Source organism: Fibrobacter sp. UWB13 (genome assembly GCF_900177805.1).
In the GTDB taxonomy this organism is placed as follows: domain Bacteria; phylum Fibrobacterota; class Fibrobacteria; order Fibrobacterales; family Fibrobacteraceae; genus Fibrobacter.
On record NZ_FXAX01000001.1, the window covers coordinates 2,191,166 to 2,206,975 of the forward strand.

A 15,810-nucleotide genomic window follows, 5' to 3' on the forward strand; every position below is an offset into this window, starting at 1 on the left:
TTCTTATATTTACCACGTAACTATAAAGGGATATAAACAGAACATGACACTACAACAATTACGTTACGCCATCGGGATTGCAAAAGCAGGCTCCTTCAACAAGGCCGCCGAATCCTTGTTCATATCCCAACCGTCTCTCACGACAGCCATCCGCGAGCTCGAAGATGAAATCGGCATCACCGTTTTCAACCGCACAAGCCGAGGCATCACGCTCACGCCCGAAGGCGAAGAATTCATCGCCCGCGCGAACGAGCTCTACAACCATTACGAGTCCGTTCTCGAACGCTACAGCAAGGAAGAACAGAAGAAGAAGCGTTTCGCCGTTTCGACACAGCACTATTCCTTCGCCGTCAAGTCCTTCGTGAACATGGCCAAAAAGTTCAACATCGATGATTACGAATTCGCCATCCGCGAAACAAAGACCAAAGAAGTCATCGATGACGTGACGAGCCTCCGCAGTGAAATCGGCATCATCTACTTGAGCGATTTCAACCGCAAGTACATCACGTATTTGCTCAAGGAACACGATCTCGTTTTCCAAAAGCTGATTGATTGCAAGGCTTACGCCTACATGTGGAAAAACAATCCACTCGCCAACAAGCCTTACGTGAACCTTGAAGACCTTTCGGATTACCCGTGCCTTTCTTTTGAACAGGGCGAAAGCGGTAACTATTACTTCGCCGAAGAAATCTTGAGTACAAACGAGTACCACAAAACCATTAAGGCAAACGACCGCGCCACAATGCTCAACTTGATGGTGGGTCTCAACGGTTACACGCTTTGCTCCGGCATCATTAGCGAAGAAATCAACGGTTCCGATTACGTTGCCGTGCCGTTCAAGGACGCCAAAGGCGAAGACGACCGTTCAATGGAAATTGGCTACATCACCAAGAAGAATTTTATGCTCAGCACCATCTGCCGCATCTACATCCGCGAGATGGAAGAATACCTCAAGGCTTACACCGCTGAGCACAATCCAAGCGCCTAATCAAGCGTACAAACTCATTGCATCACGCCCATCAACGATGGGCGTTTTTTATTATAGCAAAAACCTATAAAACACGCTAAAAATAAAGTATTGGACAAACTCATATTTGCCTTCTATATTTGGCATCGAACAAAAACAAAAAGTCATCTAGGAGGTCATTATGAAACAAGGTATTTTATTCGGCGCAACAGCAATTGCATTCGGCGTTCTCGTTTCGCTACTTTCATTTGTTCTGCTTCCATTTTGCTCGGGTCATGGAGACATGATCATGCGCTGCCAAAAGACCTCTAGTGTTGACGGAATTATCGGCATTGTCATCGCGATTTTCGGTATCGCCTATATCGCGATCCCGAAAGCACAAAAAGCATTATCGGCAGCAGTGATTGCAGGCGGTGTTTTCACAGCCCTTGTACCCGCCGTGATTGTAGGCGTTTGCGCAGCACCCCACATGCATTGTCATTCCATTTCTTCCCCGGTTTTGCAAATCACAGGAATCGTCATTGCGCTCGTTGGAATCGCCAACAGCATTTACTTATTGAATCGCAGTATAACGCGACAGGAGACTTTAAATGAATCAAATCATACTTAGAATTATTTATACAAACTTTTGGCGTCATCCGTTCCGAAGCATTGGACTTGTCATCTTAACCGCAGTCACTTCGGCAACACTTTTATCAAGCGCTCTTTTTTCTGAAAGCCTTGACGCAGGCCTGGAACAGCTCTCATCGCGCATGGGCGCAGACTTGCTCATCGTTCCATACGGTAGCGAAGCAAAAGACCAACCAGTTCTCTTGCAAGGAGAATTAAGCCATCGCACGCTCCCCCGAGAAATTCTCGAATTCACCCGAAAAACTCCTGGAATCAAAATTGCCACATCGCAATTTTATTTTTCCACGCTCGGATCTAGCTGCTGCGATAAAAAAGTCAACATCATCGGTTTCGATTCCAAGACCGATTTTACCATCAAGCCGTGGATTCGCAAAACATACAAGAAAGACTTTCCCATTGGTTCTGTAATCGCGGGTAGCGACATTCAAGTCGATGAATCCGGGAAAATCAAGTTCTTCGATCAGGAATTTACTGTCGTAGCACACCTAGAACGCATGGGTAATAAGCTTGACCAAGCCATTTTTGCCGATGTCGGGACCATCGAAATCTTGCAGAAAGCAGCGAAAGAAAAAGGTATCAACTTCATTTCCGAAGGCGAACCTTCCGCGATTCTTGCGAATCTCGAAAAAGGTGCAGACTTCGAAAAAATTTCGCAGACGCTTCACGAGAAATTCGACAACATCCACGTGATTCCGCGCAAGGATTTATTCGATAACGTCATCGCCACGGCAGGTTCTTTCAAGATTATCGTATGGGTTATCGCCGTATTCTTCTTGATTGTCTCCATCGCCGCCGTTTCCATAGCCTTTTCAATTTCTGCAAACGAGCGCAAGCGCGAATTTGCAACACTCCGCGTCATCGGTTTCACGCAAAAGAGATTGGAACACATCGTTCTTGGCGAATCATTGCTCGCAACCATCATCGGCACTGTCGTAGGCGCGTTTATCAGCGTATTTGCAACGCTCTCGTTCCGCGTGTTCATTATCGACAGTTTATCCGTACCGTTCTTGCTTCCGAGCGCACTAACCATTTTTGCGATTATTATCGTTGCAATATTCATTCCCACAATCACAGGCACAGGAGCCGCCTATCGAATAGCTAAACAAGTTGGCCGTCTAGATGTTTACTCGGCTTTAAAGGAGGAAACTTAATGATACTCAATGGTAACAACATTACAAAAGAATATACCCGACGCGGTGAAAAGTTCCCAGCCGTCAACAACGCCGATTTTTTCGCCTGGTCAGGCGATTACACGGTCATCTTCGGAGAATCCGGAAGTGGCAAGAGCACGCTTTTGAACGCCCTCGCAGGCATCAGTGCACCAACATCTGGCAGCATCGCCATTGACGGACAACCGCTTTACACTTTGAATGACGAAGACCGTTCAAAGTTACGCAACGAGCGCATCGGCTACATCCCGCAAAATGCAGCCTGCTTGCCCGCATTCACCGTAACCGAAAACATCGAACTCGCTGCAAGCCTTTACAAGCGACGCATCGACAAGGAGCAAATCCAGAGCCTCCTCAAAAAGCTCGGCATCGCTCATTTGGCAAACGAATACCCCGCCAACTTATCGGGTGGAGAATTGCGCCGAGTCGCCATCGCACGTGCTCTTGTCAACAATCCCGATTTGATTATCGCCGATGAACCGACAAGCAATCTCGACGAAGATAATAGCCGCAAGGTTTTCAGCCTTTTCGGAAGGCTTGCAAAATCAGGCGCAGCAGTCATTGTCGCCACGCACGACCGATCGGCATTTGGCTACAGCAATCGCACGTACCACATGAAATCGGGAACACTCATCCCCGACATCGGAGAATACGGCAATCTCTAAAATTTCTAATTTTACAACGTCGTAAACCTGTCATGCCCGATTTAATCGGGCATCGCCTTTTCATGTCGATATGAAGCTATTACTCATATACTTCTTTGTTCTCGGTTTCATCTGCATTCGAGACTTGTTCAAAGTCAAGAATTTTGACGATTATGTTGTTGCAGGTCGCAAGCAAAGCTCCCCATTCGTATTCATGAGCCTCATGGCAACAGTCCTTGGGGCATCAGCAACGGTGGGCATTGCCGCACGTGCCGAGAGCATCGGTTTTGCCGCCTTTTGGTGGCTCGCCGTTGGAGCTATTGGGTTCTGGTTTCAAGCCGCATTTTTGAGCAAACCCGTTCACGATCTTGACGTGCGCACGCTCCCCGAAATTGCAGAAAAGACAGTCGGCAAAACAGGTCGAAAGCTTGTCGCTTTAATCATCGCCGTTTCGTGGATCGGAATCATCGCCGCACAATTTGCAGCCGTCGCAGGATTCATCGGGCTTGTGCTCGGTCACGATGCAGGGACGCAATCCGTATTGATTACCGCCGTAATCGTCATTGTCTACACGCTATTGGGCGGGCAACTTTCTGTTGTCCGCACTGATGCTTTGCAATTTGGGATTTTGACGCTCGGATTTTTTGCAGCTGCCGTTTATCTGTTCGGCGGATTCTCGGGCGCCGAAAATGCAGCACTCCAAGCCGCTGGCAATCTCGCCGCCAGCAGTTCGACAGCGGGTAACGCAGGTCTCGCGACTTTCGGCAACTTCAATCTTTTGAACGAAAAATTCGGTGCTAGCGATTTAGCCATTATGCTATTCACAATCGGCGGCGCTTATTTCCTTGGCCCCGATGTAATTTCCAGAAACCTCGTCGCCAAAGATGCCACATCGGCACGCAAGGCTGTTGTCGCTGGCAGTTTTGCCATCCTCGCCTTTAGCGTGATTATCGTTTTGCTCGGCATGTGGGCCGCCACTTACGCCCCCGCTACAGCAGGCTCCACCACAAATCCGCTATTCCGCCTCGCCTCCGGCGTGCTCCCGCTCCCGCTTGCCGCCCTCCTTTCCGTCGGGCTTTTATCAGCACTCCTTTCGTCGGCAGATACATGCCTTATCAATTCCGCCGCCATTTTCGGGAGCGACATTCTGAACACGCGTCGCATTTCTGTCGTGCGCATTTCAGTCGTTGTCATCGGCATTATCGCCACATACCTTGCACTCCAAGGTAAAGACATCATCGGACTTTTGACGATGGCGTACTCCGTTTACACGCCGGGCATTGTCGCCCCGCTCGCAGTCGCCATCATCGCGCACAAAAAGTTCAATGTCAAGAAAACGCTCTGGTACGCAGGCGTGATTATCGGCGGGCTCTTCGGGCTCATCCCCGCAATTCTCGCCTCCACCGCAAAAATCCAAAGCCCCGCTTACTTGCCGCTTGTCGGGATTGCGATATCGCTCGCGTTTGCATTGGCAAGTTTAAAAAAGAAATAACTGGATCCATCGTCGCTTCGCTCCTCAGGATGACGAGGTGCGACATTTCCTAACAGAGAAATTTCAAAGGGAGATGTCCGATCGGTGTCGGGCATGACATAGAAAAAGCCGGACTTAAAGTCCGGCTTTTTCTGTTCAAATTTTTAGCAATTCGAAATTTTAATTTCTCAATTACTTCTGCAAATTGAGGCTTGCGTTGGCAGCGCCGTACAAGCTAATGCTGTAATCCTTGATGAGGTACACCGGGATCTTGTTCAAGAGCGGACGGATGTTCGGATTATAGTTCTTTTCGAACCAGGTCATGAACAAGTTATCGCGTTCGAGCCAGCGGAGGTCCTTCTGCACCGTGCCACCGGCGAGGTAGAAACCGCCGAGCGGGAGGAACAACGTGCAAGCGTCGCTAGCAAAGCGGGCAAGCATCTTCACGAACATGCGCATCATTTCGGCAGCCACCGGATCGGTATCGCTTGCGCGGCTGATGTACTTCGGGCGGTCGTGCCAATCGGTTTCTTCAATCTTCTTGAAGGCATCGTTCTGCGGTACGCCCTTCGTGTCGCGCCACCATTCATAGAGGTGAGCAAGGCCCATGCCAGAGACGAGCGGTTCAACGCCCGGCACCGTGCCGATGCGCTTTTCCATGTAGTCGCGGAAGTCCTGAGTTTCCTTGTCGAACGGAGCAAACGTAGAGTGGCCACCTTCGGAGCAAGCCGGAATGTACTTCTGACCGTCAAATGCGAGGAAGCCAACGCCCATGCCCGTACCCGGACCAATCACAGCCTTCGTGGCAGCCTGCGGCTTCGGTTCGCTACCGTCGGTGTGCTTGAACTTGAGAATCTGCTTCGGATCATCGACGTCGAGGGTCGGGATGCCATAGCTAATAGCCATAAAGTCGTTAATCACGAGGGTCGGGATGCCGGTTGCATTCGTAATAGCATCGCCGTCAACGCACCACGGGAGGTTCGTCATGACGCACTTGTTGTTTGCCACCGGACCTGCGGCGCTGATGCAGATGTGGGACGGCTTCAAATCCGCGCGGTTTTCGATTGCTGCCTTGAGCGTTTCACGGATCGGGGTGTCGAGTCCTTCAATGCACTGGCTCGGGCAAACGGTTTCGAGAATGAGCGTAAACTTGCCATCCTTGTAGCCCACAAGACCAAGGTTCGTATTCGTACCACCGATATCACCCGCCAAAACGAGACGGTCAAACTGAGCATCGGGATTAAGCCATTTAATTTCCATAATTTAAAACTCCATGTTTTTCTCGATGAATATAATAAAAACAACTGTTTCAACCCACTCAAAAAATATACATTAAGCCCATAGGGACCTAATAAACAGGTCTAATATTCACTTTTAACAAGCAGAGACCATGCGCGCTATTCTTGCACTCTTTTATTACATCGTCGTTTTCACTATCATGGTTGTTGCGGGTATCCCCTACACCCTCTATTGCGGTATCCGCGGGCACTGGGAAAACTGCACCAAGATTTGCACTTTCGCCTTCAGGAACATTATTTTCAAGCTTTTCGGCATTAAAGTCGCGGTCAAGGGGGCAGAAAACATTCCAAAGGGCGTAAACTACGTCATCGTCGCCAATCACCAGAGCTTTTTGGACATCAACGTCGTCTGGCATTCCATCACGTCGGCGTCATTCATGGCGAAGGCAAGCCTCTGGAAAGCGCCCGTATTCGGCTGGGTCCTGAACCGCTCCGGCAACATTCCTATCCACACGAACCCGCGCAAAAACGCAGGCCTCGGCAAAATCCTCAAGAAGCGCCTCGAAAGCAATTACAACATTGTCGTGTTCCCCGAAGGCCACCGCAGCGAAGACGGGCACATGTTCAAGTTCCAAAATGGAATTTTCCGTTTGGCAAAAGAACAGCACTTTGACATTTTGCCAGTTACATTTATCAATACCGGAAAGATTCTCCCGAAGGTCAAGTGGGCGGTCTATTCCGGCACCGTCGAGATGGTCGTTCACCCGCTGATCCGTTATGAAGATTACGCCGAGAAGCCGATGGCCGATCTCCGCGACGAAACGCACGATTTAATTGAATCCGTAATGCCGTACAAGCAGGCGGAACTTGCCGCAGCAAAAGAAGCGGCAACAGAAAACAAGGAGGCTTAATTATGGCTAAGGAATTACCGAGCGAAGAACAAATTATTGCAATCCTTCGTGACGAACCTATGGTAGGGAGCCAGCTCCGCAGCGCTCTCGGCCTCCCGAAAAAACAGAAGATGGCTTTTAAGCAACTCCTCGCCGACATGATCGAGCGCGGTGTTCTCAAGCGTTCCGCCCACAAGGAATACCAGCTGGGCGATGGCGAACCGCTCGAAGACAAGCGCGAAAAGCGCCGCAAAAAGCTTGCAGAGCAGGGAGTTGAAGACAACCGCCGTCCAGGCGCACGCAGCCGTCGCCAGACCGAAAAGGATTCCGGCACACGCGTGAAGCGCGGCATTCTGCACCAGACCGGTGACGAAGACTGGCAGGTGACCGAAATCGATACGGGCAAGGTGTACGAAATGTGCCACCGCAGACAGGCGCCGGGCAAGGAAGGCGAGACCATCAGCTTCACGCTTTATCCGCACCCGAAGCTCAAGCACAGCTACTTGGCGAAGGTCGACCGCTCCGCAGAAATCATGAACGTGACTTGGGACGAAGTCAAGAAAAAGTTCATGGAAGAGAGCAACTTGCCCAAGGGCTTTAGCCCCGCTATTGAAAAGTACGTGGCCTCCATTACAGAACCGACCGAAAAGGATTTCAAGGGCCGCGTGGATTATCGCAAGCTCGACATTCTCTGCATTGACCCCGAAGGCGCCATGGACCACGACGATGCTATCAGCGTGGAACGCAAGCCGAATGGTGGTTACAAGCTCGGCGTGCACATCGCCGACGTGAGCTACTACGTGCCTGAAGGATCTGACCTCGACGAAGAAGCTCTTGAAAGAAGTTATACGCAATACTTGCCGTGGACGGCAGTGCCGATGCTCCCGGAAAAGCTTTCGAGCGGCGTTTGCAGTTTGCACGAAGGCGTAGACCGTTGCGCATTCACCTGCATGATCGACTTGGACAAGGAAGCAAATGTTCTCGGTTGGGACTTCCACCGCAGTGTCGTGAACATTACGAAGGGCATCACGTACCAGCAGGCAGTGAAGATGATGGAAGAAGGCGACGATTCCATCAAGGCTCTCGCCGAAGTGACGGCACTTCTCAAGAGGAACCGCACCAAGGATGGCTTGCTCGAATTCCAGACAACCGAATACGGTTGCAAGTTTGACGAAAACGGTGAACCAGTCAAGATTTTCCCGCGCGAACACGACGAATCGAATTCCTGGGTCGAAGAATGCATGCTCATCGCGAACAATTGCTGCGCGAAGGAACTCAAGCAGCGCAAGCTGCAAGGCATTTACCGTATCCATGAAGCTCCGGACACGAAGGACATCATGGAACTCTATTACATGTACCCGGACCTGTTCAAGGACGCTCCGGTAATGTTGCGCGACTTAGGCAAGCCGCGCAGCGGCGATACAAACTTGAACCCGGTAGCCTTCAAGCTTTACGAACACTTGGTGAAGCGCGCCGCCGGTGACGAGACGCTCACGAACCGCATTTTGCGCAGTATGCAGAAGGCCCATTACGACAGCAACAGCTTCGGGCACTTCGCCTTGAACTGGCAGGATTACAGCCACTTCACTTCGCCGATCCGCCGTTACGCGGACCTCTGGTGCCATCGCGAACTCGCCCGCAAGGGTAAGGAAATCGACGCCGAACGCGTGAACAGCGTGATTGAAGTTTGCGACTTGATTTCTGCAAACGAAATCAAGAACATGAAGGTGGAACGCATCGCCATCAAGGTGTGCAGTTGCTGGATTTTGAAGAGCCGCATTGGCGATAGCTTCGAAGCAAATGTAACAGGCATCGAAGAATGGGGCATTTACGTTTCTATCGACGATCCGATTGCCGAAGGTCTTGTGCGCTACCGCGATATCACGGGCGATGACTTTTACGTGTTCAATCCGGACCAGGGTCTTGCATTTGGCAAGCGTAGCGGCCGCACCTTCCGCCGTGGCGACAAGGTGATGGTTCAACTCCTCAGAGTTGACCCATTGCGCGGTCAGGCAGATTTCAGCATCACCGAAAAGCTGAGCCCTGAACCGAAGAAGCGCCGTACCCGCGAAGATACCGAACGCGACATTCGCAATTTCAATGAAAGAGCTGACCGCGCTGCGGCCGCCGAAGCACTCGGCTATGTAAGCCAGCCGGACGAAGACGACGATTACGAACCGGAATACGTTTCTCGCGGTCGCCGTGGACGTCGCGATTTCGATGGTCCGATTTTTGAACGCACCGGACGCGATTCTCGTGAACGTGGCGGTTTCCGCAAGGGCCGTGACGAATTCGATGAAGGCCGCCGTTCCGACAAGCGTGGGAAACACGGAGGTCGAGACTCCCGTGATTTCGGCGAAGGATTCCATGTAGCAAGCGAGCCGCGTGAAGCAAGACGTGGCCGCAGATCTAGCGAAAAAGGTCGCGGACGCAGCAGCCGCGGAGGCCGCAGAGGAAGATAGCTGATGGACGCATGCAATAAAGTCGCCCTCTATGCCAGTTACCAAACCGGGGAAGACCTCCCCGGCTATGTCCGTTTTGCGCTCAAGCATCTTGCCGAGACCGACTTCAAAGTCGTCCTCCTCACGAACCGCCGAACGCTTTCGAACGACACCTACGATTTTCTGAAGGAAAATCACATCGAGCTTTTCCTCACCGAAAATCGCGGATTTGACTTTGGCATGTGGCGGCGTTATTTGCAACTGCAGGCGAACCGAACAGACGCTGCCGGCAACTACGTTCCCGGCGTCATCACGCGCGATGTGGAACGCTTGTTGCTCATCAACGATTCCATCGTCTATTACCAAAACAAATTCAAAGAATTCTTTGAACGCGCCGAACAAAGCAACGCCGACGTCGTCTCGCTCACAAGCAATGACGAATTTGCACCGCACCTGCAATCGTTCTTCTTGTACATGAAACCAGCCGCACTCGGCGTGTTCTTCTTGCACATTTTCGAGACTCCCGAACAGACCGAATTCTACGATGTCACCCGCAAGCTCGAAGTCGGCTTAAGTGAAAAATTCACCGAAGCCGAAGTCATCATGGAATCGCTCTACCACACGGAACGTCCCGTGTTCTTCGCATACGACGAGCTCATCCAACAAGGTGCTGGTTTCGTAAAGCGCAAGCTTCTGGAACGCCGTTTCAACTACGAAGAAAAGAAACACTTCGTACGCCATCATGCCTACGATGCGCTCAACAAGGACTACACCGCACTCATTCTAGAAGCCGGGCTAGACGCCGATTTTGACGAGAGTTGGCTCCCGAAATGCAATGAGACTCGTGCAGAGCGCATCAAGGACTTTATCTGGGAAAAAGGTTTCCAGCTCGTCGGCTTCCCCGCTAAACGCCTGATTGACAAGCTGAAGAAATAAATGCTCTTGATGGAGATGCCCGCACAGAGGCGGGCATGACAAAATTCACATTATACGTTTACTAGCGTTCCTTAAAACGGTAAGTCGAATTCTTCCTCTTGGGCGCGTTTCAGCTGATTGCGAAGTTCAGTCGCAAACTTGCGCGGAACAGGTCTCGAAGGCGGAAGTACGTTCACGGAAAGTTCATCAGAAACACAATAATTTACGGCTCCATTTTCCGACACAGAGTAAGTGACGACTTTATAGGAATCACCCATGCTCAATTCGTTTAAAAGCGGGCTCGCTCCATCCTTAGAATTACGAAGTTGCTCACGGACTTTTTCGATTTGCTCTGCAGTAGACGGCGTATTCCACACAATCGCAAGCTGAGCGTAATCATTCCGCGGGATTTCTACAATGTCCCCTTGCTTAAAACGAATCGTCTTGGGGTCACGACCATTATAAGGTTCTTTATTGCATACCCTCAACTGTCTCGGGAGATTACTCGGTCCTTCACTTTTCAGCCACAAAGAACCATCTTCGAGGTAACGCCAGCACGAAACATAGTCTGTAGAGTGCATCAAAGATCCCAGCGGCAATTCCGTCACTAAAAAGCCATAGGCGTCATTTGATTTTTTCTTGACGATTTTACGAATACTCTTTTCGGCATCCGCCAAAGATTGATAGTACCCGACCTCACCTTCCATCAAATGGAAACAAGGGCAAACAGAGGGGTAAAATGCGAGCTCATCCTTATCAATACTAAAGCTCTCTTTTTTGCTAATCATATAGCGAAAAACGCGTAAAACGAACAGATTTGTATTGTTTTCGGACTGTTGTGGCATATATACCTCTCTTTTTATTCAAAATAACAGGTATAATTTATAAAATCGTACTGACATATAATGACATTTTGAATATATTTTTGCACCTAGCCCCTTTCCACAAAAAGAAGCACATCAGTAAAGCAGGTATGGAATGAAGAAATTTGGTTTAACAGCGATTGGTTTTGCTGCTTTTGGGGCATCGTTATGGATGGCGGGCTGCGGCTCCGACGGAAACCCCTCTAACGGTGGCGATATCGACCCGAGCCAGCCTATTTCTCTTCTCGACACTTTGACCGTTCCGAGTGCAGCCAACTTGCCCGCCTGCGATGCAAGCCGAGAAGGTCGTGCGTTCTTTGTGCAGAACGAGAACTTGCCGCGACTTTGCGTAAAAGGCTCTTGGCGCAGTGCAGCGGACTCCACAGACTTTAGCATCACCTGCAGCGACGGATTTTTGCACGCGGTTGACAAAATTTCGTCAACCGGAACAACCGTCGGTAGCGCAGACACGGTCTTTGTCGAAGGCTTCGTTTCGCCGATTTCTGGCATTGCACAAAAAGGGCCGTTCGTCTTTGGCACAAGCGTTACCATCACCGAAGCGAACAAGGAATTCAACACCGAGACTTACCAAAAAGCAGAAGGCTGCATCCTCACGAATGACGGCCGCTACACCTTTAACGAAGTCCATTCGAATTCCAACTGCGTGAAAATCAGGGCGACCGGATTTTACCGCAACGAAGTGACAGGCAGAGTTTCAAACAACCCCATTACACTTGCTGCAAAGACATGCTCGCCCGAACATGCGAACGTGAACATTCTCACGCACATTACCATCCCGCGCATTGAGCAGCTCACGATGAACCACATTGACTTCGCCGAAGCCAAAGCGCAGGCGGAGCGCGAAGCATTTGCCGCATTCGGGATTGATACGGTCATGCTTTATTCGCAGCCGTACTTTACCGACGGGCGAACCGACAAGCCCGTTGCCGAAGATTTGGACATGTTCGGGAACAGCGAATATAGCGCCGCACTGTTTGCCATCTCCGCCATGATTCAAGGCGAGCGCAGCGAGAACGACATGATGAATCTTGCGAACAATCTCGCCGAAGACCTCAAGGGCGATGGCACTTGGAACGACCAGAACTGGAAAATTCAAATTGCCGACTGGATTGTAGGTCTCGACACGCTTTGGAAATACAACGACATCCGCAACAACGTTTCATCGTGGGGCATGAGCATCCCGAACTTTGAGCGTTACATGCGCGCGTTTATTCCTATCGCTTACGGATTCGAGCCATGCACGGACGCCAACGCAGGGCAAGTCACGTACGTGAACCAAGGTCAAAGCGCCCTTTTCGCAAACGACTACGAACACGCCGACCATTCTAGAGTCCGATTCATCTGCGATGCAAATTCCAAGGAATGGCGCATTGCACAGCCCATCGAAAAAGACACGGCTGGATTCGGCCCCGGCGAATACGACAAGGAAGTCCGCGAAGGCCGTGTAAATCACGACAACTATTACATCTTCGAAACCGCCACAAACGCATGGCGCGTCGCCACCCCGCAGGAAGCCGACGGATTTACAGACCTCGTTGAAGTTTATGCAAATCTCAAGTCCGACGAAAAAGCAGTCTTCATCATCCGCCACAGCGAACGCACCGATGACACGGGCCCGAACGGCCACTTGACTAGCAACGGAAAAACGTATGCTCGCAATTTAGGCACACGCCTCGCTGCCGTTGCGAAGGAAGATTTTTACTACGGTTATTCGGGCTACACACGCACGCAAGAAACTTGCGAAGAAATCGCCATTGGTAAAGGTCAAGTGGGCTACACGCTCAACATCCTCCCCTACATGGACGGAGCCTGGTACATTAAGGACGAAGCCACCGCCAACAACTATATCAATGCCGAAGGCGGCTGGGTCGTATTTTCCAAGTACGGCTTTACAGGCGCCTACCCAGACGCATTCTACGATTTAGAAACTCGCAGCGAAGAACTCCTGAAGAACAACATCCTCGCAAACCTCCCAGCCATGAAACGCGTAAACGTCATGTGCACGCACGATTACCTGGTCGTGCCGCTCCTCGCCTACACCACCAACGGTCACGCGAACGTGCGCTACTACGAGAAATGGCGCTGGGTCAATTACCTCTCGGGCGTTGCAATGATCATCTCCGCTGACGGTTCCGTGCGTTACGTCCCCGTCAAGGGACTTGAATCGGGAACAATGTAATTACTTGCGCTTCGCACGGATTTTCGGATCGAGCCTGCGCTGTAACATCGTAAGCACACGAGTCAAAATCCAGATGATGATCAGGTAAATAATTGCCGTCATAATCAGCGGGAAGAACGCCTCGTAAGTGCGGCTGCGGATAATGTCCGACGCCTTTGTCAAATCCAAGATGGCAATATAGCCCACCACCGATGTCATCTTCACCATGCTGATAAATTCGCCCTGGAACACCGGCAAAAAGTGGTGCGCCGCCTGCGGGAAGACAATCTTGAAGAACGCACGAGGTTTCGTATAGCCGAGCGCAAGCGCAGCTTCCATTTGTCCTTTATCGACCGCCAAGATTCCCGTGCGCATAATTTCGGCCGCGTAAGCGCCAAAGTTCATACCAAAGCCGATAATGGCAACCCACACGCCATCAAGCCCCGTACGCGCAAACACGATGTAGAACAGCACCATCAAAAGCACGACCGACGGAATCCCTTGCAAAAGGCGAATGTAGCCTAGCGCAAAAACATTCGCGTATAGACGACTCGAGAGGCGCAACATGCAAAAGCCAAAGCCAATCAACGAGCCCAAAATTCCCGAAAGGATCGAAATAAAGATGGTCACGCCGACACCCTGCGCCACAAGCTTCCAACGGTCTTCACGAATAAATGTTCTCTCGAAGCTTTTCTTTAAAGAACCCCAAAAGGTTTCTTCATAAGGGGCAATAGCCTCTTCTTCTGCAGTCCGTTTTACAATGGCAACGACTCCACCATCATAAACAGGAGTAGAAAAATTAACGCTTCGCTTTCGTTCTGCGGTAACGGTAATCTCCCCCACGGCCAAATCACTTGCGCCAGACACGATCGACGGCAATATGGATTCAAAATTCATATTCACAATTTCAAGTCCATAACCATAAGCCTCACAAAAACGGACAACCCAATCAATATCATAACCAACAATAGCATTGTCCTTAATGTAAACAAACGGGGCTACCTCCACATTCGTGGCCAAGTGAAGTGTTCCATTGGTCGCTTTCAACTTTGACAAATCAATTTTCTTGAGCGATTCATCGGATCCAAACCAGACTGATTCCAAATCAGTTTGCAAACCTTGTTTGATAGAATTTTGAATAAATTCTGTCATTTGTGCACACAACTTTTCACCTTTTTCACTTTTTGAGAAAGCAAAGGCATAGTTAGCCTTTTCTAAAATCTTATTTACAATTTCAACTTCTTTACGACCTTCTACCAAAAGCCTTGCGGTAGGCTCATCAACTAGCATGGCATCCAATTTTCCAGCATCAATCGATTTGACCATATCAGCATAAGTATTGAAAAACAGGGATTTCGCTGTCGGGAAAAATTCATTCAATACTTTATCGAAGACTCCTCCTGTCATAAGGCCAATCTTAGCGCCATCGCGATTCAAGCTTTTAATCATGTCTTCAGGATTTTTCGCTACCTGTTGCTTAGCTTTACCATCAAGAATCTGCACCGCCATCACGCATTCAGAAACGTAAATAGGATGCGATAGATAATTTTTCTCCTTGAATATGGGAGTGGCGCTAAGCGTTGCCGCCGCAAAATCATACATTCCCGTTTCGATACCAAGAATCACCGATTCGAAAGCCACGTCATGGACCTCAATGCCGCAACCTTTTTCCTTGCAGAAACGCGCCATCAAATCCATTTCGTAACCGACAATTTTGCCATTCTTGATGTATTCAAAAGGCGGATTCACGGCGCTCGTCGCCATTTTGTACGTAGGCATCCCCGGTTTTGCCTTCGGGAATTCCACGACCTTTTTCTCTTCATCTTCACCGAGCCAAATGTTATCAATCGAATCCAGCATTCCAGACAGATGCATCTTGTCGATAAACTCATCCATCTCGTCTCGGAGAGCTTTAGCCTTTTCATTCTTCGGGAAAACAATCACAATATCCATCGGCTCAAAGTCGGCATGGATATAGGCAAGATTTGGATTTTCGAGCGCAGCATAGCGGATCACAGGCTCGTCATTGATAAAGCCATCCAGCTTGCCGTTCGCCACCATGTAAGCCATGTCCGGAGTAGACTTGTAATACTTGATTTCGGCCTTGGGGAGCATTCGGCGCGTTTCTTTATCGACAAAGACAAAACCCGTTTGCATTCCAAGTACAAGATTCTCGTTTTTGTTCATGTCCGCAATGGAATTGTACTTGAGGTGCAATTTTCTAAATCGTGGCGGAACATCCTTCAATGCAGAATCACGCCCTTCTTCGTAGCCAATCGAATATTGCGGGTCGTTCAGCTGGGCCGCACTTTCAATTTTACGTACTTTTTCATCGCAGCCCGTCAACAAAACCGTCAAAGCAATGAGAGCTGCCAAATATTCGAGAATCTTTTTCATAACGCC

12 protein-coding genes are annotated in these 15,810 nt (G+C 50.0%); 9 read left to right on the forward strand and 3 right to left on the reverse strand.

Translation table 11 applies throughout. The features are described 5' to 3' along the window. Window positions 1-43: 43 nt before the first annotated feature. From B9Y77_RS09160 to B9Y77_RS09180, 5 genes are all read left to right on the forward strand, one after another. The gene (locus B9Y77_RS09160) at window positions 44-988 is read left to right on the forward strand and encodes a LysR family transcriptional regulator (RefSeq protein ID WP_085491316.1); all 945 of its coding nucleotides are present in this window, start codon (window positions 44-46) and stop codon (window positions 986-988) included. A 160-nt stretch (window positions 989-1,148) separates the two neighbouring features. Then, window positions 1,149-1,577: a DUF4418 family protein gene (locus tag B9Y77_RS09165; protein WP_073423787.1), complete on the forward strand. Its 429-nt coding sequence runs from the start codon at window positions 1,149-1,151 to the stop codon at window positions 1,575-1,577. Continuing rightward, window positions 1,558-2,748, forward strand: coding sequence for an ABC transporter permease (locus tag B9Y77_RS09170; RefSeq protein ID WP_085491317.1), 1,191 nt, complete (start codon window positions 1,558-1,560; stop codon window positions 2,746-2,748). Before B9Y77_RS09165 ends, B9Y77_RS09170 begins: the two co-directional genes overlap by 20 nt. Continuing rightward, the gene (locus tag B9Y77_RS09175; RefSeq protein WP_085491318.1) at window positions 2,748-3,431 is read left to right on the forward strand and encodes an ABC transporter ATP-binding protein; all 684 of its coding nucleotides are present in this window, start codon (window positions 2,748-2,750) and stop codon (window positions 3,429-3,431) included. The genes B9Y77_RS09170 and B9Y77_RS09175 overlap by 1 nt, the downstream gene beginning before the upstream one ends. Before the next feature lie 70 nt (window positions 3,432-3,501). Then, window positions 3,502-4,902, forward strand: coding sequence for a sodium:solute symporter family protein (locus B9Y77_RS09180; protein ID WP_085491319.1), 1,401 nt, complete (start codon window positions 3,502-3,504; stop codon window positions 4,900-4,902). A 171-nt stretch (window positions 4,903-5,073) separates the two neighbouring features. On the opposite strand, the gene B9Y77_RS09185 is transcribed toward B9Y77_RS09180, so the two are convergent. Further along, window positions 5,074-6,141 (reverse strand): glucokinase, encoded by a 1,068-nt coding sequence (locus B9Y77_RS09185; RefSeq protein ID WP_073423791.1) that lies wholly within the window; start codon window positions 6,139-6,141, stop codon window positions 5,074-5,076. Between the two features lie 130 nt (window positions 6,142-6,271). On the opposite strand from B9Y77_RS09185, the gene B9Y77_RS09190 reads away from it, so the two are divergent. From B9Y77_RS09190 to B9Y77_RS09200, 3 genes are read left to right on the forward strand one after another with little or no spacing between them, the layout of a single operon-like run. Then, entirely contained in the window at window positions 6,272-7,030 is a 759-nt protein-coding gene (locus B9Y77_RS09190) for a 1-acyl-sn-glycerol-3-phosphate acyltransferase (RefSeq protein ID WP_085491320.1), read from the forward strand. Between the two features lie 2 nt (window positions 7,031-7,032). Beyond that, window positions 7,033-9,471: a ribonuclease R family protein gene (locus B9Y77_RS09195; RefSeq protein WP_085491321.1), complete on the forward strand. Its 2,439-nt coding sequence runs from the start codon at window positions 7,033-7,035 to the stop codon at window positions 9,469-9,471. 3 nt (window positions 9,472-9,474) lie between these two features. Beyond that, a complete protein-coding gene (locus B9Y77_RS09200) occupies window positions 9,475-10,386 on the forward strand; it encodes a hypothetical protein (protein WP_085491322.1) in 912 nt (303 codons plus the stop codon). 71 nt (window positions 10,387-10,457) lie between these two features. On the opposite strand, the gene B9Y77_RS09205 is transcribed toward B9Y77_RS09200, so the two are convergent. Further along, on the reverse strand, window positions 10,458-11,153 hold the full coding sequence (locus B9Y77_RS09205; RefSeq protein WP_254899977.1) for a hypothetical protein: 696 nt from the start codon (window positions 11,151-11,153) through the stop codon (window positions 10,458-10,460). A gap of 190 nt (window positions 11,154-11,343) precedes the next feature. Between B9Y77_RS09205 and B9Y77_RS09210 the strand changes: the two genes are divergently transcribed. Next, window positions 11,344-13,428, forward strand: coding sequence for a histidine phosphatase family protein (locus B9Y77_RS09210; RefSeq protein WP_085491324.1), 2,085 nt, complete (start codon window positions 11,344-11,346; stop codon window positions 13,426-13,428). On the opposite strand, the gene B9Y77_RS09215 is transcribed toward B9Y77_RS09210, so the two are convergent. Then, window positions 13,429-15,804, reverse strand: coding sequence for an ABC transporter permease subunit (locus B9Y77_RS09215; protein WP_085491325.1), 2,376 nt, complete (start codon window positions 15,802-15,804; stop codon window positions 13,429-13,431). Window positions 15,805-15,810: the final 6 nt, after the last annotated feature.